Genomic DNA, 19,555 nt, shown 5'->3' with positions numbered 1-19,555 from the left:
ACCTTATATGTTTTATCGGAAACACTGCAGGAGCCGTCCGTCATGACCGCAACAGAGCCCCTCGAAGGCGCGCCGCTGATCGCGCCCTCCAGCACCGATCACCCGCTCTACGACCAGGTGGTAGAGGCCTGTCGCTCCGTCTATGACCCTGAAATCCCTGTGAATATCTACGATCTCGGGCTGATCTACACGATCGACATCTCACCCGAAAACGCGGTCGGGGTTGTGATGACGCTGACCGCGCCGGGCTGCCCGGTCGCGGGCGAAATGCCCGGCTGGGTCGCCGACGCGATCGAGCCCCTGCCTGGAGTGAAACAGGTCGATGTCCAACTCACCTGGGAGCCACCCTGGGGGATGGACATGATGTCCGACGAGGCCCGGCTTGAGCTGGGCTTCATGTAACGAAATCAACGAACTGGAAGGATATCCTCATGTTCGGCATCCCGGGAAAGCAGGCTGTCTCGATGACACCGGCCGCCGCCACGCAGATCGCGAAACTGATGGACCGCGACGGCCATCAGGGCCTGCGCATCGGCGTCAAGAAGGGCGGCTGTGCAGGCATGGAATACACGATGGAGTATGTGACCGAGGCTGACCCCCACGATGAAGTGGTCGAACAGGACGGCGCGCGCGTGTTGATCGCCCCGATGGCACAGATGTTCCTGTTTGGCACCGAGCTCGACTACCAGACCTCGCTCTTGGAATCAGGCTTCGTCTTCAACAACCCCAACGTCACCGAATCTTGCGGCTGCGGAGAGTCGATCAAGTTCGCAGATATGTAAGCTTAGCCGCGTAACTCATTGCCAAAAGGCGATTTTTCATGAAACGCAAACTCGCCGCCGGCAATTGGAAGATGCACGGCACCAATGCCAGCCTGACCGAGATCGCCGCGCTCGTCACCGCCCATCCCGCGCCCGGCGCCGATATCCTTCTCTGCCCGCCCGCAACGCTCCTCGCGCGGGCCGCGGTCCTTGCCGCCGACAGCGCCGTGATGATCGGCGCGCAGGATTGCCACGCCGCCGCCTCGGGCGCACACACCGGCGATATCTCGGCCCCGATGCTGGCCGATGCGGGGGCAACGGCGGTCATCCTCGGCCATTCCGAACGTCGGGAAAATCATAGTGAAACCAATGAGTTGATCTCCGAAAAGGCACACTCGGCCCACGCTGCGGGGCTCACGACGGTGATCTGCCTCGGCGAGACGCTCGCCCAGCGCGAGGCCGCGCAAACCCTTGAAATCATCGCCACCGATCTGCACGCTTCCCTGCCCGACAGCGCCACCGCCGCCAACACCGTCCTCGCCTACGAGCCGGTCTGGGCCATCGGCACCGGCCTCACCCCGACCGAGGCGCAGATCGCCGAGATCCACGGCCTCATACGCAGCCTGCTCAGCGAGCGACTTGGCGAGACAGAGGCCGCCGCGCTGCGACTGCTCTACGGCGGGTCGGTCAAGCCCGGCAACGCCGCCGGGATATTTGGCATCGCCAATGTGGACGGCGCCCTGGTCGGCGGCGCGAGCCTCAAGGCCGCCGATTTCTCCCCCATTATCAACGCCCTGGAAGCCACCGCTTAACTCGCGCGGCTTCATCTTGCCAAAAATATTCCGAGGGAGTCGACCCGCAGGGTCGGCGGGGGCAGCGCCCCCATTCCCCGCTCACAGCGGCAGCATCGTGGTCGACTTGATCTCCTCCATCGACAGCAGCGCCGTGACCGTGTGTATCTTCACCTCCGCGATCAGCGCCTGGTAGAACACGTCATAGGCCCGGGCATTGGTGACACGGACCTTCAGGATGTAGTCGATATCGCCCGCAAGCCGGTGCGCCTCCATGACCTCGGGGCGTTTCTTCAACGTTTCCAAGAACTTCGCCTGCCACTCCGCGTCATGCTCCGACGTCCGTACCAGCACGAAGAAACACGCCTCCAGCCCCAACGCCTCGGGGTCGAGCAGCACCGTCTGCTGACGGATGACGCCCGCCTCGCGCATCTTGCGGACGCGGTTCCACACTGGTGTTTTCGAGGAGCCCACGGCGCGGGCAATATCGTCGAGCGACTGCGCCGCATCGCGCTGCAACTGCCCTAGGATTTTCCGGTCAAGCTCATCTATCCGGATCGTCATTCCACCTGCCCTCCAAAACTGGAACACCCCACCACGATCCCCGTCAAAATGGAACGTATGTCCTTATTGCTTGCGGCATCTGGCGTTCTAGAGGGAATATTTCCTATATTCATGGTGAAGTCAAACAGCCCCGGACCCATGTCGCCATGCCCAGCCAACTCGCCCACCGCCCTGTAACCCCCGTCGCCCTCGTCGGCGCGGGCCCCGGCGGCATCGACTTGCTCACCATCCGTGCGCTGCGGCTGATCGAGGCGGCGGACGTGGTGATCCATGACCGGCTGGTGAGCGGCGACATCCTCGCGCTCGCCCGCGCGGGCGCCCACGTGATCGCCGCAGGCAAGCAGGGGTTCGGCCCCACCACGCCGCAAGAGGCGATCAACGCGCTCATCACCGGCCACGCGCTCACCGGCGCGCGGGTCGTGCGGCTCAAGGGCGGCGACCCGGTGCTGTTTGGACGCCTCGACGAGGAGATTGCGGCGCTCGAGGCGGCCGGCCTGCCCTACGAGATCGTGCCCGGCGTCACCGCAGCCTCGGCCGCTGCCGCCGCCATCGGCCAGAGCCTGACGCAACGCGGGCGCAACTCCGGCCTGCGGCTGCTCACCGGCCATGACATGCAGGGCTTTGCCGATCACGACTGGCGCGCGCTGGCCCACCCGGGCGAGGTGGCGGCCCTCTACATGGCCAAGCGCGCCGCACGCTTCGTGCAGGGCCGGCTGATGATGCACGGCGCGGCCCCCGACACGCCTGTGACCCTGGTCGAGAACGCCGCCCGCGCCGACGAGCGCATCCTCGCCACCACGCTGGCCGACTGGCCCACCGACCTGGCCGATGCCGGGCTGGACGGCCCGGCGCTCACCTTCCTCGGGCTCGCCCCGCGCGAGGCCCGTGCCCGCATTCCGCAAACGACCCCGCTGACCAGACAGGAGCTTGCCTGACATGCCCCGCGCCTTCACCCCCAAGGTCGTCACCGCCAATGCCCTCGTCGAGGGCGATGTGGTCTATCTCACCACCGATGACCGCTGGACGCGTGACCTCGCCGAGGCCGAGCTGCTGACCGACGAGGCCGATGCCGATCTGCGCCTGTTGCAGGCGCAGGCCCGCACATCCGAGGTGGTCGGTGCCTATCTCGCCGACATGCGCCCCGGCGCGAGCGGCCCCGAGCCCGCCCATTTCCGAGAGGCGTTCCGCGCCACCGGCCCCTCCAACCGCTTTCACGGCAAGCAGTCCGAAGGGCTGCGCCGCGCCTGACCCACGCGACACGCGCAGGAGACCGAAGATGTATCGCTATACCGAGTTCGACACCGCCTTTCTCGCCGAGCGCAACCGCCAGTTCCGCGCGCAGGTCGAGCGGCGGATCGACGGCCACCTTACCGAGGACGAGTTCAGGCCGCTGCGCCTGATGAACGGGCTTTACCTGCAACTGCACGCCTACATGCTGCGGGTGGCGGTGCCCTACGGCTCGCTCGACGCCGCGAAGATGCGGCAACTGGCCTATCTCGCCGAACGGTGGGACAAGGGCTATGGCCATTTCACCACCCGAACCAACATCCAGTATAACTGGCCGAAACTGCGTGATGTTCCGGACATGCTCGACGCGCTGGCCGACGTCGGGATGCACGCCATCCAGACCAGCGGCAACACCATCCGCAACGTGACCTCGGACCATTTCGCGGGGGCCGCGCCGGACGAGATAACCGATCCCCGCCCGGTGGCGGAACTAATCCGGCAATGGTCCACCGACCATCCTGAGTTTCAATTTCTGCCGCGAAAGTTCAAGATCGCGGTCATCGCGTCCGAAACCGACCGCGCGGTGATGAAAAGCCACGATATCGGCGTGAAGATCGTCGAGCGGGACGGCGCGCGCGGCTACGAGATCTGGGTCGGCGGCGGCATGGGGCGCACGCCGATGGTGGCGCGGCTCCTGCGCGAGTTCCTGCCGGAGGCCGACCTGCTGCCCTATCTCGAGGCGACGGTCGCCACCTATAACCGCCTTGGTCGGCGCGACAACAAGTACAAGGCGCGGATCAAGATCACCGTGCACGAGAACGGGCTCGACGCTTTCCGCGACGAGGTCGAGGCAGAGTTTCCCGATCGCCGCGCGGCGTTCACGGGCGTCGATCAGGCGTGGCTCAGTGATATCCGCGCGCGCTTCGTCACGCCCACGCTCTCCGAGCGCGATGCCGCCCCCTATTACGCCGCGCGCGTCACAGACCCGGTGTTCCGCGCCTGGGCGGATACCAATGTGGTGCCGCACCGGCATCCCGATCACGGTATCGTCAGCATCAGCCTCAAGGCGCATGGCGCGACGCCCGGCGACGCCTCGGCCGATCAGATGCGGCTGGTGGCCGACCTGGCGGAGCAGTATGGGCACGACGACATCCGCGTGAGCCACGCGCAGAACCTCGTGCTGCCGCATGTGGCGTTGGCCGACATACCGGCGGTCCACGCCGCCCTGCGCGAGGCGGGGCTTGCCACCGGCAATATCGGCCTCGCCTCCGATATCATCGCCTGCCCCGGCATGGATTACTGCGCGCTCGCGACCGCGCGCTCGATCCCCGTGGCGCAAGGTATCGCGACACGGCTCGAAGAGCTGAAGATCGAGCACGATGTAGGCCATCTGCAAATCAAGATCTCGGGCTGCATCAATGCCTGCGGCCACCACCACGTGGGGCATATCGGCATTCTCGGCCTCGACCGCGCGGGGGTGGAGAACTACCAGATCACCCTCGGCGGCGACGCGTCGGAGAGCACGGCAGTCGGCACCCGCACCGGCCCCGGTTTCGCCTATGACGAGATCGTGCCGGCGGTGGAGCGGTTGATCCTCGCCTATCTCGACCTGCGCGAGGGGCCCGACGAGACATTCCTGCAGGCCTATACCCGGCTCGGGATGGCCCCGTTCAAATCCGCGCTCTACGATCACGAGGCCCGCGCCCATGCCGCAGAGTGAGCTGACAGACCGGGTGGCCGCGCTCAACGCGCGCTATCGCCACCATTCGGCAAGCTCGGTGCTCGCCCACGCGCTCGCCGATCCCGAGGCGGGGCGGCTGGCGCTGGTGTCGAGCTTTGGCGCCGAGTCGGTGGTGCTGCTGCACATGGTGGCGGTGACGCGCCCGGCGACGCCGGTGATCTTCATCGACACGGAGATGCTGTTCGCCGAGACGCTGGTCTACCAGCAAGAGCTGGCCGAGCGGCTGGCCTTGCGCGATCTGCGTATCATCAGCCCCGGGGCGGGCGACCTTGCGCAGACCGACCCCGACTCCACCCTGCACCGGCGCGATCCCGACGCCTGCTGCGCGCTGCGCAAGACACGGCCGCTCCTGCGTGCGCTCGACGGCTTCGACGGCTGGATCACCGGGCGCAAGCGCTACCAGGCGGGCACGCGCGCGGCGCTCGAGTTTTTCGAGATCGAAGAGGGTACCGGGCGCATCAAGGTCAACCCGCTGGCCCACTGGGCACGCGAGGACGTCCAGACCTACATGGAAGAAAACCGCCTGCCCCGGCACCCGCTGGTGGCGCGTGGCTACCCGTCCATCGGCTGCATGCCCTGCACCACCCCCGTCAGCGCGGGAGAAGACCCGCGCGCAGGCCGCTGGCGCGACCACGACAAGTCCGAGTGCGGCATCCACATCGTGGATGGCCGCGTCATTCGCAAAGGAGTCTCCGCATGAGCACCATCGTCACCGACCGGGGCTTTGGCCCCGATGACTGGACCGCGCCCATCGTGGCGCTCGAGGATGCCCGCCCCGGCGTGGGCATCAATCTGCCCGCGAGCGCCGACCCGATGGAACTCGCCGGACGGCTCCGCGACACGCCGCTCATCCGCGTGAACTTCTCCTCCTTCGCCGACGGGCGCGGCTTTAGCATCGCGCGGCGGCTGCGGCTCATGGGCTACAAGGGGCGGCTGCGCGCCGGTGGCCATGTGATCGCCGATCAATACGCGATGGCGCGGCGTTCGGGCTTTGACGAGGTCGAGATCAGCGACGAGATCGCCGCCCGTCAGCCGCAGGATCAGTGGCAGTTCCGCGCCAACTGGCAGGCGCATGACTATCAATCGCGGCTGCGGGGCTGAATATCGCCTTCACCTGACCTAGGTCAAAGATTAGAAGAGGATGTCGGTTTAGACGCACCGGCAGATTGAACCATGACCGAGATGAGCCCAGTGACCCAGACCACCGCCGCCAAGGCCCCCAAGGCCCCGACCCTGCCCGACGCGCAGACCGTGACCTCGGTTCGGCATTACACCGACCGGTTGTTCGCCTTTCGTGTGACACGGCCTGCCTCCCTGCGCTTTCGCTCCGGCGAGTTCGTGATGATCGGGCTGATGCAGAAGGACGAGAAGACGGGCCGCGAGAAGCCGCTCCTGCGCGCCTATTCCATCGCCTCGCCGTCCTGGGATGACGAGCTGGAATTCTACTCGATCAAGGTGCAGGACGGCCCGCTCACTTCGCGGCTGCAACATATCGAGCCGGGCGACGAGATCATCCTGCGGCCCAAGCCGGTGGGCACGCTGGTGCATGACGCGCTCCTGCCGGGCAAGCGGCTGTGGCTGTTTGCCACCGGCACCGGCATCGCGCCCTTCGCCTCGCTGCTGCGCGACCCGCAGACCTATACCGATTACGAGGAGGTGATTCTCACCCATACCTGCCGCGAGGTGGGCGAATTGACCTATGGGCGCGAACTGATCGAGAGCATCCGCAGCGACGAGATGCTGGAGGAACTGATCGGTGAAGGCTTTGCCGACAAGCTGCGCTATTACCCCACCACGACGCGCGAGGAGAGCCCCAAGGTGGGCCGCATCACCGACCTGATGCGCGCGGGCGAGGTGTTCGATGATCTCGGCGTGAAACCGCTCGAGCCCGGAACCGACCGCGCGATGGTCTGCGGCAACCTCGCCTTCAACCTCGAGATCAAGAAGATGCTCGAGGATTACGGGCTGCGCGAGGGCGCCAATTCAGAACCCAAGGAATACGTGGTGGAAAAGGCATTCCTCGACTGAGTCGACGCAACCTGAAACGCAAAAACCCGCGCAAGAACAACGCCTTGCGCGGGTTTATTCATGTCAGGGAAGGCTCAGTAGCCGAGCGCCTCGCGCGCTGCTTCAAGCGCGCTACGGAGCAGGTCGGGATTGTCCTGCGCCGCCTTGATCCCCTCGATCAGCAGGTTTTCCTGCATCGCTCCGAGATCGGCCCCCTCGATGAGGCTCAGGGCGCGCTCCAGGTCGAACCCCTCGGCGGTGAGCGCGTCGGGCGCCGTGCCCGCATCCTGCGCCTCCGGCAGGCTCTCGGTGGAGTCTTCCGGCACGGCGTCGGCGGCGGGATCGCCCGCCGCACCGGTTACCGCGTCTTCCGCGGCATCAACGGTGTCGGTCGCGGTCTCGGTTACCGCCTCGGCTGCGTCGCTCGCCGCTTCCTCAGCGGCCTCGACCGCCGCGCCCGCGGCGTCCCCGGCGGCCTCTGCTGCCTCCTGCGCAGCCTCGGTCACGGTGTCGGCCGCCTCACCGGCGGCCGTCTTGGCCTCTTCCAGCGCCTCGGGCGCGTCGATCTCGCCCTGCGAGACCTCCTCGACCACCTCGGTTACCGATTTGCCGGTTATCAGGAGGTATCCACCGCCGAGAACGACAACGGCCACCACGATCCATACAAGGTTCTTCATCGCCAACTCCCAGATATGACTGCGGCCCGCCGCCGGTGCCGCGGCCCCCAATTTGTCCTTGTATCACAGATGAGGGCATCGCCCCGGCACCTCAAGGGGAAAAACCGTGCCGCGCGCCCCCATTGGCCGGATTTTGCCGCTTGAAAGCTGCCGCTCCCCCGTTTACCTTCCACGGCCAAATCCATCATACGAACGCAACGACAAAAGGACCAAAGCCATAGCCCGCAGACCTCACAACGCGCCTCCGACGCGCGATACCGGCCCCCGCGTAAACGACCGCATCCGCGCCGAAGAAATCCGCCTCATTGGCGCTGACGGAGAGAATGTCGGCGTTGTCTCGCCCGCAAGGGCGATCGAGATGGCCGAAGAGGTCGGACTCGACCTCGTGGAAATCTCACCCAACGCGACGCCGCCGGTCTGCAAGATCATGGATTTCGGCAAATTCAAGTACGAGCAGCAGAAACGCGAAGCCGAGGCGCGCAAGAAGCAGAAGACCATCGAGGTCAAGGAGGTCAAGTTTCGTCCCGGGACCGACACCCACGATTACGAGGTCAAGATGCGCAACGTGCTGAAATTCCTCGAAGGCGGCGACAAGGTCAAGATCACGCTGCGCTTTCGCGGGCGAGAGATGGCGCACCAGAACCTCGGGCGCGACCTTCTCGAACGCATCGCGGGCGATGTCGAGGGCGTGGGCCGGATCGAGAATATGCCCAAGATGGAGGGCCGGCAGATGATCATGATTATCGGCCCGGGGGCCAAGTGATCCGGGCCGCCGCCACAGCCCCATGACCGGCGCCGTGACCGGGCATGAATACCGCGTCCTGCCCGCGCCGACGCGCGGGCGCAAGGCCCCGGGTGTCAAGACCCCCGAAGGCCGCTTTGCACTTGGCATCGAGGACATCCTCAACGAAATGGCGCGCGACGGCTGGCGCTACCTGCGCAGTGACATCCTGCCCAGCGAGGAGCGTCATGGCCTGGCATCGACGACGACGGTCTACCGCTCGGTGCTCGTGTTCGAACGCAGTCTCGCGCCCGCGGCCCCGCCCGAGCCAGAGACACCCGAAGAATTCGTAGCCGAGGACGTGGCGCGTTCTTTGGTCCCCGATCGTCCCGACGGCTGAGCGCAGAACGAAACCCTTTGCAATCAGCACCCTGCCCGGCATCTGCGCGGCGCGCAGCGATTTGGCCGTCGCAGTGACGCCACGCGTTTTTTTGCCGCTCCCCCCTTCTAATCCGCGCGTTTTGGCATACACTCTGCGCCCTGACTCGGAAAGGTTCGCGCATGTCCAAGACTGATCCCTTCGGCTTCGATCTGTCCGTTTCCTCGGCCAAGCGCAAGAAGCCGCGCGGGCGGCGAGCCATGTCCGGCGCCTCGGAGACCTCGACCCGCGTGTGCGAGCACGAGGGTTGCGACGAGGCGGGGCTCTACCGCGCGCCCAAGTCCCCGGACGTGCTCGACGACTACTACTGGTTCTGCCAGCAGCATGTGCGCGAGTACAATCTCAAGTGGAATTTCTTCGAAAGCACCACCGAGGCCGAGCTCAACGCACAGATGTCGCGCGACAAGGTCTGGGAGCGCGAGACCAAGCGCCTGTCGGACCCCGAGGCGCGCGCATGGGCCCGGCTCGGCATCGAGGACCCGCACCAGGTGCTGGGCGAGAACGCCACCCGCAACCCGGGCCGCAAGCAGACCGGCAAGCGCAAGCTGCCGCCGACCGAACGCCGCGCACTGGAAATCCTGGAGGCGGGCGACGACTGGTCCAAGGCGGACCTGCGCAAGGCCTACAAGTCGCTCATCAAGGTGCTGCACCCCGACATCAACGGCGGCGACCGAAGCCAGGAAGAGCAGTTGCAGCAGGTGGTCTGGGCCTGGGACCAGCTAAAGGACAGCCGCAACTTTAAGTGAGCCGGGGCAACCGCGTGTCTTATGTGACCAGATCACAGACCGCGCCCGGCGATCGGGGCGATAATCACTATCGTAAACAGGCGCTGATCGCGCGCCTCCAACCACGAAGGCGACACCATGCTCAAGAAAAATGTCGGAACGATCGACCGCGCGCTGCGCATCATCCTTGGCCTCGCGCTCCTGGCCGGGTTCTTTTTCAACAGCGGCGGGGCCTATAGCTGGCTCTACCTCATCGGAATCATTCCGCTGGCCACAGGGCTGATGTCGTCCTGCCCGCTCTACTCGATGTTCGGGATATCGACCTGCCCGATCGACCGAAAGTGACATGAACATGCCATCCTCGGGCCTGGCCTGAGGGTGACCCGATACCCTCACTTCCGTTGGGGGTATCGTGCCCAATTTCGCAGCGCGTCCAAACGGACCCGAGCAGGACGCTCCGGGTGACTAGGACGCGTCAGCGTCTTCCTCCGAGCCGCGCACGCCCAGAAGCTGATCCATGCTCACCGAGGGCTGATCGCAGCCCGCCTCGCCGACAATTCGCGCGGGCACGCCCGCCACGGTCTTGCACGGCGGCACCTCCTGCAAAACCACCGATCCGGCGGCCACGCGGCTGCAATCGCCGACGCGGATATTGCCCAGAACCTTGGCGCCCGCGCCGATCAGCACGCCGTTGCCGATCTTGGGGTGGCGGTCTTCTTCTTCCTTGCCGGTGCCGCCCAATGTCACCGAATGCAGCATCGACACATTGTCGCCCACCACCGCCGTCTCGCCGATGACGATCGAATGGGCGTGGTCGATCATGATGCCCTTGCCGATCCGTGCCGCGGGATGGATATCGACGCCGAACACCTCCGAGCAGCGCATCTGAAAGAACCGCGCAAGATCGCGCCGCCCCTGCCCCCAGAGCCAATGCGCGATGCGGTAAGCTTGGATCGCCTGGAACCCCTTGAAGAACAGCAAGGGCAGCAGGAACCGGTCACAGGCCGGGTCACGGTCGTTGACGGCCACGATATCGGCGCGTGCAGCGAGCCCGATGCTGTCATCCGCGCCCAGCGCCTTGTCGCAGATCTCGCGCAGTATCTGTTCGGGCATCTCGGCGGAGGCGAGCTTGAGCGAGATGCGATAGGCCAGCGCCGACTCAAAGCTGCCGTGATGCAGCACGCTGGAATGAATGAGGCCACCCATCAGCGGCTCGTCGGCGATGGCCGCCTCGGCCTCGCGGGCGATGCGCGCCCAGACGGGATCGAACTCGGCCAGTTTGGTTTTTGTATGCGCCACGGGACATGCTCCTCTGGATCGGTACGATCATAACAGATAGGCAGGGCAGGTAAAATGCAAAGGGCTGTTGCCGAGGATCACCGTTATGAATGACACCGAGCGCGCCCGCTTTCGCGCCCGCATCACCGCGCGGCTCGCCGAGATCGACGAGGAGGACGCGCGCGGACGCGAAGGGCAGGCCACGGTCACGCTCGACCAGCAGGCCATCGGGCGGCTGAGCCGTCAGGACGCATTGCAATCGCAGGCCATGGCGCGCGCCACCCATGCCCGCCGCGACGTCGAGCGGCGCCGCCTGCGCGCCGCGCTCGACCGGGTCGACGAGGGCGAATTCGGCTATTGCGAGGACTGTGGCGAGGAAATCGCGCCGGCGCGGCTCGAACTTGACCCCGGCACAACGCGCTGCATTTCCTGTGCGGCGGGCTGAGCCGCCCACGTCACGCCAGGAGCAACGGATGACCGAGACCAGAAGCGCCCTGATCGTCAGCCACGGCCAGCCCTCCGATCCGGATCCGGCGGAACGCGACCTCGCACGCTTTGGCACCCGCGTGGCGCGCGCCCTGCCCGGCTGGCACGTGGGCACGGCCACGCTGGCCAAGCCCGGCGCACTCGACGCGGCCTTGGCAGTGGCGGGCCCGGCGCCGGTCGTCTATCCGATGTTCATGACCGAGGGCTGGTTCACCGGCGAGAACCTGCGCAACCGGCTCGGCAATGCACCGGGGGCGCGCGTGCTGCGCCCCTTGGGCGTTTCGCCGGACCTGCCCGGCCTCGCCGCCGACCTGATCGGCGACCAGATCGCCCGCGCCGGGTGGAGCCCCGGCGAGACGCGGCTGTTTCTCGCCGCGCACGGTTCTGGCCGCAGCCCTAATTCGGCCCGCGACACCCGCGCCTTTGCCGCGGCGCTCGCCCACCACATCGCGCTGGCAGAGATCAGCGTGGGCTTTGTCGAGGAGCCGCCCTACCTCGTCGATGCCGCCACCGGCATGGGCGAGCGGAGCCTGTGCCTGCCGTTCTTTGCCGCCGCCGGGGGGCATGTCACGGATGACATTCCCGAAGCGCTCGACAAGGCGGATTTTTCCGGGCTTCGGCTCGCACCCCTGGGCCTTGCCCCCGCGGTGCCCGACCTGGTGGCCCGTGCCATCGCGTCGGACCGTTAGCGCCACCGCATTGCGTTTGCGCCAACAGGCAGAAATTTGCGCTAGCAGTTAACGCTAACATCCTGACTTGCCGCTGAAAATTTCCTTTTTCCGGGTTTTCGGGACCGACGCCTGCGTTTATACCGCAGCCAAGTCCCGGATCAGGAGAGCCCAATGACCATCACCGTCGGCATCAACGGCTTCGGCCGGATCGGCCGCGCCACCCTGGCGCATATTTCCGAAAGCCTGCGCAACGACATCAAGGTCGTGAAGGTAAACGCCACCGGTCCGCTGGAGACGGCTGCGCACCTGATGCGCTATGACAGCGTGCATGGCCGCTTTCCCCACCCGATCACCGTCGAGGGCAACACGATGGACCTCGGGCGCGGCCCGATCGAGATGTTTTCCACCTACGACATGACTGCGCTCGACTGGGAAGGCGTGGACGTGGTGATGGAATGCACCGGCAAGTTCAACGACGGGCTGACCGCCAAGACCCATCTGGAGCGCGGCGCGCGCAAGGTGCTCTTGTCGGCACCAGGCAAGAACGTGGACCGCACCGTTGTCTACGGCGTCAATGACGGGCTGTTGCAGCCGGGCGAGCGGATGATCTCGAACGGCTCTTGCACCACCAACTGCCTTGCGCCGCTGGCCAAGGTGCTGCACGAGGGCATCGGCATCGAGAGCGGCATCATGACCACGATCCACGCCTATACCGGCGATCAGCCCACCCATGACCGCCGCCACAAGGACCTCTACCGCGCCCGCGCCGCAGCAATGTCGATGATTCCCACCTCCACCGGCGCGGCCAAGGCGCTGGGCGAGGTGCTGCCCGATCTCGCCGGGCGGCTCGACGGCTCGGCCATCCGGGTGCCAACGCCCAATGTGTCGGCGGTGGACCTGACCTTCGTGGCACAGAAGGACGTGACCGCGGCGGACGTGAACGCCGTGGTTGCCGAGGCCGCCGCGGGGCCGATGGCGGGCGTGCTCGGCTACGACCCCGAGCCCAAGGTCTCGGTCGATTTCAACCACACCGAGGAGAGCTCGATCTTCGCCCCCGACCAGACCAGGGTGACGGGCAAGCGCCTGGTGCGGGTGCTGGCGTGGTACGACAACGAATGGGGATTCTCGTGCCGCATGGCCGACGTGGCCGTGGCGATGGGGCGGTTGCAATAAGCCCGCGACGCTTGCGCGATTGCGTCCCGTCGGGCATACCCGGCGGGATCATTTCGCCAGGGACATCCCGATGACCAACCGCATCGCCATCGCGCTGGTTCTGCTGATCGTCGCGGCGGTGGCTTATGACGTGCAGCGCAACGACCACGCCGGCCTGCTGTTCCTGGCGCGCAAGTTAATCGACCTGATCGAATACCTTGCATTCTGGCGCTGACAGAGTTCGAATGACGCGCGCTTGACAGGAGTACGTTTTCGTTTATCTTCGCAAATGATTGTTAGCGCTATCAAACACCCGGAGGAACGATCATGGCACTCAGACTGGCCATCAACGGCTTTGGCCGGATCGGGCGCAACGTGCTGCGCGCGTTGATGGAATCAGGGCACACGGATATCGAGATCGCGGCAATCAACGATCTCGGCCCGGTCGAGACCAATGCCCACCTGCTCGAATTCGATAGCATCCATGGCCGCTTTCCCGGCCCCGTCACCGTCGCGGGCAACACGATTGACGCAGGAGCCGGCCCGATCCGCGTCAGCGCCGAGCGCGATCCCGAGTCGCTCGATTGGTCCGATATCGATATCGTGCTGGAATGCACCGGCATCTTCACCGACCGAGACGCCGCCGCACGGCACCTGAAGAACGGCGCACGCCGCGTGCTCGTCTCCGCCCCCTCCAAGGGGGCGGACCGGACCGTGGTCTACGGCGTCAACCATGCCAGCCTGACGCCGGAGGATATCGTCGTCTCGAACGGTTCTTGCACCACCAACTGCCTCGCGCCGGTGGCAAAAGTGCTTCACGAGAGCCTCGGCATCAAACGCGGCTTCATGACAACGGTGCACAGCTATACCGGCGATCAGCCGACGCTCGACCGGATGCACAAGGATCTCTACCGCGCACGTGGCGCGGCGCTCAACATCATCCCGACGACCACGGGTGCTGCGCGCGCCGTGGGGCTGGTGCTGCCCGAACTCGACGGACGCCTCGATGGCACGGCGATCCGCGTGCCCACACCCAACGTGAGCGCGGTGGACCTGACGTTCGAGGCAGGGCGCGCAACGAGCGTGGAAGAGATCAACTCCACCATCGCCGAAGCAGCGCAAGGGGCGCTCAAGGGCGTGCTCGACGTGACGGGCCGCGAACTGGTGTCGTCGGATTTCAACCACAACCCGATGAGCGCCATATTTGCCACCGATCAGACGCGGGTAATGGATGGCAATTTCTGCCGGGTGCTGGCGTGGTATGACAACGAGTGGGGCTTTTCCAACCGGATGCTCGACGTGGCCGCCGAGATGGGGCGGCGCGCGGGGTAAGTAGCCGCCGCCGCTCTCAGGCGAATTTCGCGATCAGAGCATCGCGCACCGGGGCCGTGACGAATTTTGACACGTCGCCGTTTAGCCGCGCGATCTCCTTGACCAGCTTGGACGCGATCGCCTGGTGGCCCGCGTCGGCCATCAGAAACACCGTCTCTACCGTATTGTCGAGCGTCCGGTTCATACCCACCATCTGGAACTCGTATTCGAAATCCGCCACCGCCCGCAAGCCGCGCACGATGAGCTGCGCGCCCACGTCATGGGCGCAGTCGATCAGCAGGTTGTCGAACGGATGGGCGACGATCTCGGTGCCGGTCTGCTCGGTGAGCTTGACGCATTCCGCCTCGATCATCGTGACGCGCTCCTCCAGCGAGAAGAGCGGGCCCTTGTCCCGGTTTATCGCCACCCCGATCACCAGGCGATCTACCAGCATGGCGGCGCGGCGAATGATGTCGATATGCCCCAGCGTGATCGGATCGAAGGTGCCGGGATAGAGGGCGATGCGCATCTGGCCGCTCCGTTGTTGCGGTGTCGCGGCACGCAACGATATTGCGCCGCCGAATGCAACCCCCTCAATAGCCCATTATCATCCCTTCAAGCGCCGTCTTTTCCAGCGACAATTCGTCGAGCCGCGCCTTGACCACGTCGCCGATCGTGACGATCCCCACGAGCTTGCCCTCTTCGACCACCGGCATGTGGCGGAAGCGGCCATCGGTCATCCGCGCGAGCACCGCGTCCGAGGTGTCCTGCCTGGCGCAGCAGACCGGGTTGCGCGTCATCATCTCGCTCACCGTCTCGGTCAGGCAGCTCGCGCCGCGCACCGCCAGTGCGCGAACGATGTCGCGCTCCGACAGGATGCCGTCGGCAGCCTCGCCATCGGCGGACACGACCAGCCCGCCGATCCGGCGCTCGGCCAGGATACTGGCGGCCTCCGCGATCGGCGTGTCGGGCGTGACGGTGATGACCCCGTCATCGCCCTTGGACTTGAGAATCTGCTGGACCAGCATCGCGATGCCCTCCGAAATGAAAATTGCGTGAACGAAGCGTGAGCCACAACAATATTCCTGTCAAGCCTGCGCCTCGAGCCGCGCCACCTCGGCGCGCATCCCCTCGACAAGCGCCGCGGCAAAGCGGTTTTGTCGTTCCAGCCGCCGGTCGTCGGCGTGGCGCACGAGGTAGAAGCTGCGGGTGAGCGTGAAGAGATCGGGCAGCACGCGCCGCGCGCCGCGCAGCCAGGGCAGGGAGAAATCGTGCAGCACGCCGATCCCGCCGCCTCTCGCGACGAGGTTAAGCTGCACCGAGACCGAGTTGGAGGCGAGATCCACCCGGTCGATCCCCGCCTCGCTGAGGTAATCGAGTTCGCGATCGAAGATCATGTCGGGGATGTAGCCCACGATCCGATGCGCGCGCAGATCCTCGAGCCGCGCGATCGCCGAGTGTCGGCGCAGGTAGCGCGCGGTCGCCGCGAGGTGCAGGTGGTAATCGGTGACCTTCTGCACCGAAAGCCGTCCAGCCGTGGGCGGGCTCACCGCGATCACCATGTCGGCCTCGCGCCGGGTGAGGTTGAACACCCGCGGCAGCGCGACGATCTGGATTTCGAGGTCCGGGTTTTCGGCGGCGATCTCGGTACAAACCTGCGGCAGCACGAAATTGGCGCAGCCATCGGGCGCACCGATCCTAATCTGCCCGGCAAGCCCCCCCGCCTGCCCGGCCACGTCATGGGCGGCGGCCTCCATCGCCTGCTCGGCGCGGATCGCGTGCTCCATGAGCCGCGCCCCCGCCTCGCTCAGTGCGTAACCGGTGGGCGACTTGGCAAAGAGCGGGGCGCCGAGCGCCTCCTCGAGCCGCGCCACCCGCCGCCCCACGGTGGCCGGATCGATCCGCAGCACCCGCCCCGCCCCCGACAGGCTCTCGGCGCGCGCCACCGCCAGAAAAATGCGCATGTCGTCCCAATGCGGCGTCACGGGCGCGTCTCCTTTGCAATAATGCAAATCGGTATTGGAAACTTGCCCCTTTTGCGGTGAGTTTTGCAAGGCTACCTTGATGCCAACGCGCATTTCAGGAGGAGATGACGATGAAAGAGCTTACCCACTACATCAACGGCCAGCATGTGAAGGGCGCCTCGGGGCGCTTCTCGGACGTGTTCAACCCCGCCACCGGCGAAGTGCAGGCCCGTTGCCCACTCGCCAGTCCCGAAGAGATGGCGCAGGCCGTGGCCGCCGCGCAGGCCGCGCAGCCCAAATGGGCCGCCACCAACCCGCAGCGACGCGCGCGGGTGATGATGGAATTCGTGCGGCTGCTCAACCGCGACATGGACAAGCTCGCCGAAGCGCTGAGCGCCGAGCATGGCAAGACCTTCCCGGACGCCAAGGGCGACGTGCAACGCGGGCTCGAAGTGGTGGAATACTGCATCGGTGCGCCGCAGATGCTCAAGGGCGAGTTCACCGACAGCGCCGGGCCCGGCATCGACATGTATTCCATGCGCCAACCCCTTGGAGTTACAGCAGGAATAACGCCGTTCAACTTCCCGGCGATGATCCCGATGTGGATGTTCGCGCCGGCGCTCGCCTGCGGCAACGCCTTTATCCTGAAACCAAGCGAGCGCGACCCCTCGGTGCCCTTGATGCTGGCGGAACTGATGGAGGAAGCAGGGCTGCCCAAGGGGCTCTTGCAGGTGGTGAACGGCGACAAGGTGGCGGTGGACGCGATCATCGACGACCCGGTGATCCAGTCCATCGGCTTCGTCGGGTCGACCCCGATCGCCGAGTATATCTACGGCCGCGGCTGCTCGAATGGCAAGCGTGTTCAATGCTTTGGCGGGGCCAAGAACCACATGATCGTCATGCCAGATGCCGACATGGACCAAGCCGCCGACGCGCTCATTGGCGCGGGCTATGGCGCGGCGGGCGAGCGCTGCATGGCGATCTCGGTGGCCGTGCCGGTGGGTGACGAGACTGCCGACCGGCTGATCGAAAAGCTGGTACCGCGCATTGAAAAACTCAAGGTCGGACCCTGGACCGCGGGCAACGACGTGGATTACGGCCCCGTCGTGACGGCGGAGGCCAAGGCGCGCATCCTCGGGCTGGTCGAGAGCGGAATTTCTCAAGGAGCTCAATTGGTTGTCGATGGGCGGGGCTTCAAATTGCAGGGGTATGAGGACGGGTTCTTCGTGGGGCCGCACCTGTTTGACCGGGTGACGCCGGAGATGGACATCTACCGGCAGGAGATTTTCGGGCCCGTGCTGACCACTGTGCGCGCGGGCAGCTACGAGGAGGCCCTGAAGCTGGCGATGGACCACGAATACGGCAACGGCACCGCGATCTTTACCCGCGACGGCGATGCCGCCCGCGATTTTGCCAATAGAATCAACATCGGAATGGTGGGTATCAACGTGCCGATCCCGGTGCCGCTGGCCTACCACACATTCGGTGGATGGAAGAAATCGGGCTTTGGCGATCTCAACCAGCACGGGCCTGACGCGTTCAAGTTCTACACCCGCACCAAGACCGTCACGTCGCGCTGGCCGTCGGGGATCAAGGATGGCGGCGAGTTCAACTTCAAGGCGATGGACTGAGACAGGCCGCCCGAACCTGTAGGTTCAGGCGGTGAACCGGGAGGTTCGGCGGGGGGCACCGTGACGGTGCCCCCCGCGCCTTGAAAAAGGAGCCTGCCTTCCGCACCTCCCGGGGTGTTTTCACGACGAAGAAACCGCGGCGCCCAATGCTTTTCCCTTGGCAGCGCCCCTTCCCCCGGTGTTTTCTGGCGGGAAGGGACAGGGGAGGCAGGGCATGGCGATCACGCACCCGGATTTCACCATCGGCGTCGAGGAAGAATACCTGCTCGTCGATCTCGACAGTCTCGCGCTGGCCAACGCGCCCGAGGGGTTGATGGAGGCGTGCAAGAGCGAGCTGGAGGACCAGGTCAGCCCCGAATTCCTCAATTGCCAGATCGAGATCGGCAGCCGGGTGTGCAAGACCATCGCCGAGGCGCGCGAAGACCTGAAGCGCCTGCGCAGCACCGTGGCGCACCATGCCCGCGCCCACAACCTCGCCCCTATCGCCGCGTCGTGCCATCCGTTGGCCGACTGGCGCAGCCAGACCCATACCGACAAGCAGCGCTATAACGACTTGCAGCACGATCTGGCGGGGGTGGTGCGGCGGATGCTGATTTGCGGGATGCATGTGCATGTCGGCATCGAGCCGCCCGACCGGCGCATCGACCTGATGAACCAGATGAGCTATTTCCTGCCGCACCTCTTGGCGCTGAGCGCGTCCTCACCCTATTGGCAGGGGCAGGATACGGGGCTGGCGAGCTATCGCCTGACCGTGTTCGACAACCTGCCGCGCACCGGGCTGCCGCCGCGGATGGAGAGCTTTGGCAGTTTCGAGCGGTCGGTGCAGGTACTGGTGGACATGGGGGTGATCGAGGATGCGTCGAAAATCTGGTGGGATTTGCGCCCCTCGTCGCGCTTTCCCACCCTGGAATCGCGCATCTGCGACGTGCAGCCCCGGCTGGAGGATACGCTCACCCTTGCCGCGCTCACGCAGGCGATCGCGCGGATGCTGTGGCGGCTGGCCATTCGCAACCAGCGCTGGCGCATCTACGACGCCTTCCTGGTGAGCGAGAACCGCTGGCGCGCGCAGCGCTATGGCACCACCGAGGGGCTGATCGACCTCGGGCGCGGCGAGATCGTGCCGATGGAGGAACTGGCAGCAGAGATGATTGAGCTGGTGGCCGAGGATGCCGAGTTCTTCTCGTCGCTGCCGGAGGTGACGCGGCTGCGCGACATGGTGGCGGGCGGCACCAGCGCCGAGCGCCAGCGTGCCGTGGCCCGCGCGGCGCGCGAGGGGGGCGCGGACGAGAAGGAGGCGTTGCGCGCGGTGGTCCGCCACCTGATCGAGGAATACCACGCCGACCTGTGAGCCAGCGTCGATGACAATCCTGTGAGCGGGCCTGTGAGCGGGCGAGTTGCGCAGGCCCCGC

Annotated in this window: 26 protein-coding genes; 20 read left to right on the top strand and 6 right to left on the bottom strand. The window is 65.8% G+C overall.

Translation table 11 applies throughout. From position 1 onward, the window contains the following. Positions 1-42 precede the first annotated feature (42 nt). Genes CRJ03_RS11495 through tpiA form a run of 3 tightly spaced genes read left to right on the top strand, consistent with a single transcriptional unit; the run spans position 43 to position 1,573 of the window. On the top strand, positions 43-402 hold the full coding sequence (locus tag CRJ03_RS11495; RefSeq protein ID WP_104019002.1) for an SUF system Fe-S cluster assembly protein: 360 nt from the start codon (positions 43-45) through the stop codon (positions 400-402). Between the two features lie 29 nt (positions 403-431). Continuing rightward, the gene (locus tag CRJ03_RS11490; protein WP_104019001.1) at positions 432-782 is read left to right on the top strand and encodes a HesB/IscA family protein; all 351 of its coding nucleotides are present in this window, start codon (positions 432-434) and stop codon (positions 780-782) included. Between the two features lie 38 nt (positions 783-820). Then, entirely contained in the window at positions 821-1,573 is a 753-nt protein-coding gene (gene tpiA / locus CRJ03_RS11485; protein ID WP_104019000.1) for a triose-phosphate isomerase, read from the top strand. 81 nt (positions 1,574-1,654) lie between these two features. Here tpiA and CRJ03_RS11480 read toward each other — a convergent pair whose 3' ends face one another. After that, positions 1,655-2,116 carry an Lrp/AsnC family transcriptional regulator gene (locus CRJ03_RS11480; RefSeq protein WP_104018999.1) on the bottom strand — a complete coding sequence of 154 codons (462 nt, stop codon included), beginning with the start codon at positions 2,114-2,116 and terminating at the stop codon, positions 1,655-1,657. Between the two features lie 146 nt (positions 2,117-2,262). On the opposite strand from CRJ03_RS11480, the gene cobA reads away from it, so the two are divergent. The 6 genes from cobA (at position 2,263) to CRJ03_RS11450 (ending at position 7,112) form a co-directional block, all read left to right on the top strand. Further along, entirely contained in the window at positions 2,263-3,051 is a 789-nt protein-coding gene (cobA, locus tag CRJ03_RS11475; protein ID WP_104018998.1) for a uroporphyrinogen-III C-methyltransferase, read from the top strand. 1 nt (position 3,052) lies between these two features. After that, complete coding sequence (locus CRJ03_RS11470; RefSeq protein WP_104018997.1) at positions 3,053-3,364, top strand: DUF2849 domain-containing protein; 312 nt, start codon at positions 3,053-3,055, stop codon at positions 3,362-3,364. Between the two features lie 28 nt (positions 3,365-3,392). Further along, positions 3,393-5,063 (top strand): nitrite/sulfite reductase, encoded by a 1,671-nt coding sequence (locus CRJ03_RS11465; protein WP_104018996.1) that lies wholly within the window; start codon positions 3,393-3,395, stop codon positions 5,061-5,063. Continuing rightward, complete coding sequence (locus tag CRJ03_RS11460; protein WP_104018995.1) at positions 5,050-5,784, top strand: phosphoadenylyl-sulfate reductase; 735 nt, start codon at positions 5,050-5,052, stop codon at positions 5,782-5,784. The genes CRJ03_RS11465 and CRJ03_RS11460 overlap by 14 nt, the downstream gene beginning before the upstream one ends. Continuing rightward, positions 5,781-6,185, top strand: a complete 405-nt coding sequence (locus CRJ03_RS11455; RefSeq protein WP_104018994.1) for a DUF934 domain-containing protein — start codon at positions 5,781-5,783, stop codon at positions 6,183-6,185. The genes CRJ03_RS11460 and CRJ03_RS11455 overlap by 4 nt, the downstream gene beginning before the upstream one ends. 72 nt (positions 6,186-6,257) lie before the next feature. Beyond that, entirely contained in the window at positions 6,258-7,112 is an 855-nt protein-coding gene (locus CRJ03_RS11450) for a ferredoxin--NADP reductase (RefSeq protein WP_104018993.1), read from the top strand. Between the two features lie 74 nt (positions 7,113-7,186). Here CRJ03_RS11450 and CRJ03_RS11445 read toward each other — a convergent pair whose 3' ends face one another. Then, positions 7,187-7,768: a translation initiation factor 3 gene (locus CRJ03_RS11445; protein WP_165375299.1), complete on the bottom strand. Its 582-nt coding sequence runs from the start codon at positions 7,766-7,768 to the stop codon at positions 7,187-7,189. 106 nt (positions 7,769-7,874) lie between these two features. Here CRJ03_RS11445 and infC point away from each other — a divergent pair, with 106 nt between their 5' ends. From infC to CRJ03_RS11425, 4 genes are all read left to right on the top strand, one after another. Next, the gene (infC, locus tag CRJ03_RS11440; RefSeq protein WP_240611650.1) at positions 7,875-8,531 is read left to right on the top strand and encodes a translation initiation factor IF-3; all 657 of its coding nucleotides are present in this window, start codon (positions 7,875-7,877) and stop codon (positions 8,529-8,531) included. Between the two features lie 22 nt (positions 8,532-8,553). Further along, positions 8,554-8,889: a DUF4177 domain-containing protein gene (locus CRJ03_RS11435; protein WP_104018992.1), complete on the top strand. Its 336-nt coding sequence runs from the start codon at positions 8,554-8,556 to the stop codon at positions 8,887-8,889. Between the two features lie 161 nt (positions 8,890-9,050). After that, the gene (locus CRJ03_RS11430; RefSeq protein WP_104018991.1) at positions 9,051-9,674 is read left to right on the top strand and encodes a J domain-containing protein; all 624 of its coding nucleotides are present in this window, start codon (positions 9,051-9,053) and stop codon (positions 9,672-9,674) included. Positions 9,675-9,791: 117 nt separating this feature from the next. Next, a complete protein-coding gene (locus tag CRJ03_RS11425) occupies positions 9,792-9,998 on the top strand; it encodes a YgaP family membrane protein (RefSeq protein WP_104018990.1) in 207 nt (68 codons plus the stop codon). Between the two features lie 120 nt (positions 9,999-10,118). Here the strand turns inward: CRJ03_RS11425 and cysE are convergent, their stop codons facing one another. Beyond that, entirely contained in the window at positions 10,119-10,952 is an 834-nt protein-coding gene (gene cysE / locus CRJ03_RS11420; protein ID WP_104018989.1) for a serine O-acetyltransferase, read from the bottom strand. Positions 10,953-11,037: 85 nt separating this feature from the next. Here cysE and CRJ03_RS11415 point away from each other — a divergent pair, with 85 nt between their 5' ends. The 5 genes from CRJ03_RS11415 to gap (CRJ03_RS11400) all read left to right on the top strand — a co-directional run bounded on the left by CRJ03_RS11415 (position 11,038) and on the right by gap (CRJ03_RS11400) (position 14,572). Then, entirely contained in the window at positions 11,038-11,376 is a 339-nt protein-coding gene (locus tag CRJ03_RS11415) for a TraR/DksA family transcriptional regulator (RefSeq protein ID WP_104018988.1), read from the top strand. A gap of 28 nt (positions 11,377-11,404) precedes the next feature. After that, the gene (locus CRJ03_RS11410) at positions 11,405-12,106 is read left to right on the top strand and encodes a sirohydrochlorin chelatase (RefSeq protein ID WP_104018987.1); all 702 of its coding nucleotides are present in this window, start codon (positions 11,405-11,407) and stop codon (positions 12,104-12,106) included. 153 nt (positions 12,107-12,259) lie between these two features. After that, positions 12,260-13,261 (top strand): type I glyceraldehyde-3-phosphate dehydrogenase, encoded by a 1,002-nt coding sequence (gene gap, locus CRJ03_RS11405; RefSeq protein WP_104018986.1) that lies wholly within the window; start codon positions 12,260-12,262, stop codon positions 13,259-13,261. A 70-nt stretch (positions 13,262-13,331) separates the two neighbouring features. Next, positions 13,332-13,475 carry a hypothetical protein gene (locus CRJ03_RS19895; protein ID WP_165375298.1) on the top strand — a complete coding sequence of 48 codons (144 nt, stop codon included), beginning with the start codon at positions 13,332-13,334 and terminating at the stop codon, positions 13,473-13,475. A 92-nt stretch (positions 13,476-13,567) separates the two neighbouring features. Beyond that, positions 13,568-14,572: a type I glyceraldehyde-3-phosphate dehydrogenase gene (gap, locus tag CRJ03_RS11400; protein WP_104018985.1), complete on the top strand. Its 1,005-nt coding sequence runs from the start codon at positions 13,568-13,570 to the stop codon at positions 14,570-14,572. A gap of 16 nt (positions 14,573-14,588) precedes the next feature. Here gap (CRJ03_RS11400) and coaD read toward each other — a convergent pair whose 3' ends face one another. The 3 genes from coaD to CRJ03_RS11385 all read right to left on the bottom strand — a co-directional run bounded on the left by coaD (position 14,589) and on the right by CRJ03_RS11385 (position 16,536). Further along, the gene (gene coaD / locus CRJ03_RS11395) at positions 14,589-15,080 is read right to left on the bottom strand and encodes a pantetheine-phosphate adenylyltransferase (protein WP_104018984.1); all 492 of its coding nucleotides are present in this window, start codon (positions 15,078-15,080) and stop codon (positions 14,589-14,591) included. A gap of 64 nt (positions 15,081-15,144) precedes the next feature. After that, entirely contained in the window at positions 15,145-15,579 is a 435-nt protein-coding gene (locus tag CRJ03_RS11390) for a CBS domain-containing protein (protein ID WP_104018983.1), read from the bottom strand. Between the two features lie 60 nt (positions 15,580-15,639). After that, positions 15,640-16,536 (bottom strand): LysR family transcriptional regulator, encoded by an 897-nt coding sequence (locus tag CRJ03_RS11385; protein ID WP_104018982.1) that lies wholly within the window; start codon positions 16,534-16,536, stop codon positions 15,640-15,642. A 110-nt stretch (positions 16,537-16,646) separates the two neighbouring features. Here CRJ03_RS11385 and CRJ03_RS11380 point away from each other — a divergent pair, with 110 nt between their 5' ends. Next, complete coding sequence (locus CRJ03_RS11380) at positions 16,647-18,146, top strand: CoA-acylating methylmalonate-semialdehyde dehydrogenase (RefSeq protein WP_104018981.1); 1,500 nt, start codon at positions 16,647-16,649, stop codon at positions 18,144-18,146. A 214-nt stretch (positions 18,147-18,360) separates the two neighbouring features. Beyond that, a complete protein-coding gene (locus CRJ03_RS11375) occupies positions 18,361-19,494 on the top strand; it encodes a carboxylate-amine ligase (protein ID WP_104018980.1) in 1,134 nt (377 codons plus the stop codon). Positions 19,495-19,555 lie beyond the last annotated feature (61 nt).

The organism is Roseovarius nitratireducens (genome assembly GCF_002925845.1).
In the GTDB taxonomy this organism is placed as follows: domain Bacteria; phylum Pseudomonadota; class Alphaproteobacteria; order Rhodobacterales; family Rhodobacteraceae; genus Roseovarius; species Roseovarius nitratireducens.
The sequence above is the reverse complement of the archived record's forward strand: the minus strand, read 5'-3'. Positions and strand labels throughout refer to the sequence as shown.

Coding starts and splice junctions, on each gene's coding strand:
- CRJ03_RS11495 (WP_104019002.1), top strand. CDS start 43: ATGACCGCAACAGAGCCCCTCGAAGGCGCGCCGCTGATCGCGCCCTCC.
- CRJ03_RS11490 (WP_104019001.1), top strand. CDS start 432: ATGTTCGGCATCCCGGGAAAGCAGGCTGTCTCGATGACACCGGCCGCC.
- tpiA (WP_104019000.1), top strand. CDS start 821: ATGAAACGCAAACTCGCCGCCGGCAATTGGAAGATGCACGGCACCAAT.
- CRJ03_RS11480 (WP_104018999.1), bottom strand. CDS start 2,116: ATGACGATCCGGATAGATGAGCTTGACCGGAAAATCCTAGGGCAGTTG.
- cobA (WP_104018998.1), top strand. CDS start 2,263: ATGCCCAGCCAACTCGCCCACCGCCCTGTAACCCCCGTCGCCCTCGTC.
- CRJ03_RS11470 (WP_104018997.1), top strand. CDS start 3,053: ATGCCCCGCGCCTTCACCCCCAAGGTCGTCACCGCCAATGCCCTCGTC.
- CRJ03_RS11465 (WP_104018996.1), top strand. CDS start 3,393: ATGTATCGCTATACCGAGTTCGACACCGCCTTTCTCGCCGAGCGCAAC.
- CRJ03_RS11460 (WP_104018995.1), top strand. CDS start 5,050: ATGCCGCAGAGTGAGCTGACAGACCGGGTGGCCGCGCTCAACGCGCGC.
- CRJ03_RS11455 (WP_104018994.1), top strand. CDS start 5,781: ATGAGCACCATCGTCACCGACCGGGGCTTTGGCCCCGATGACTGGACC.
- CRJ03_RS11450 (WP_104018993.1), top strand. CDS start 6,258: ATGACCGAGATGAGCCCAGTGACCCAGACCACCGCCGCCAAGGCCCCC.
- CRJ03_RS11445 (WP_165375299.1), bottom strand. CDS start 7,768: ATGAAGAACCTTGTATGGATCGTGGTGGCCGTTGTCGTTCTCGGCGGT.
- CRJ03_RS11435 (WP_104018992.1), top strand. CDS start 8,554: ATGACCGGCGCCGTGACCGGGCATGAATACCGCGTCCTGCCCGCGCCG.
- CRJ03_RS11430 (WP_104018991.1), top strand. CDS start 9,051: ATGTCCAAGACTGATCCCTTCGGCTTCGATCTGTCCGTTTCCTCGGCC.
- CRJ03_RS11425 (WP_104018990.1), top strand. CDS start 9,792: ATGCTCAAGAAAAATGTCGGAACGATCGACCGCGCGCTGCGCATCATC.
- CRJ03_RS11415 (WP_104018988.1), top strand. CDS start 11,038: ATGAATGACACCGAGCGCGCCCGCTTTCGCGCCCGCATCACCGCGCGG.
- CRJ03_RS11410 (WP_104018987.1), top strand. CDS start 11,405: ATGACCGAGACCAGAAGCGCCCTGATCGTCAGCCACGGCCAGCCCTCC.
- gap (WP_104018986.1), top strand. CDS start 12,260: ATGACCATCACCGTCGGCATCAACGGCTTCGGCCGGATCGGCCGCGCC.
- CRJ03_RS19895 (WP_165375298.1), top strand. CDS start 13,332: ATGACCAACCGCATCGCCATCGCGCTGGTTCTGCTGATCGTCGCGGCG.
- gap (WP_104018985.1), top strand. CDS start 13,568: ATGGCACTCAGACTGGCCATCAACGGCTTTGGCCGGATCGGGCGCAAC.
- coaD (WP_104018984.1), bottom strand. CDS start 15,080: ATGCGCATCGCCCTCTATCCCGGCACCTTCGATCCGATCACGCTGGGG.
- CRJ03_RS11390 (WP_104018983.1), bottom strand. CDS start 15,579: ATGCTGGTCCAGCAGATTCTCAAGTCCAAGGGCGATGACGGGGTCATC.
- CRJ03_RS11380 (WP_104018981.1), top strand. CDS start 16,647: ATGAAAGAGCTTACCCACTACATCAACGGCCAGCATGTGAAGGGCGCC.
- CRJ03_RS11375 (WP_104018980.1), top strand. CDS start 18,361: ATGGCGATCACGCACCCGGATTTCACCATCGGCGTCGAGGAAGAATAC.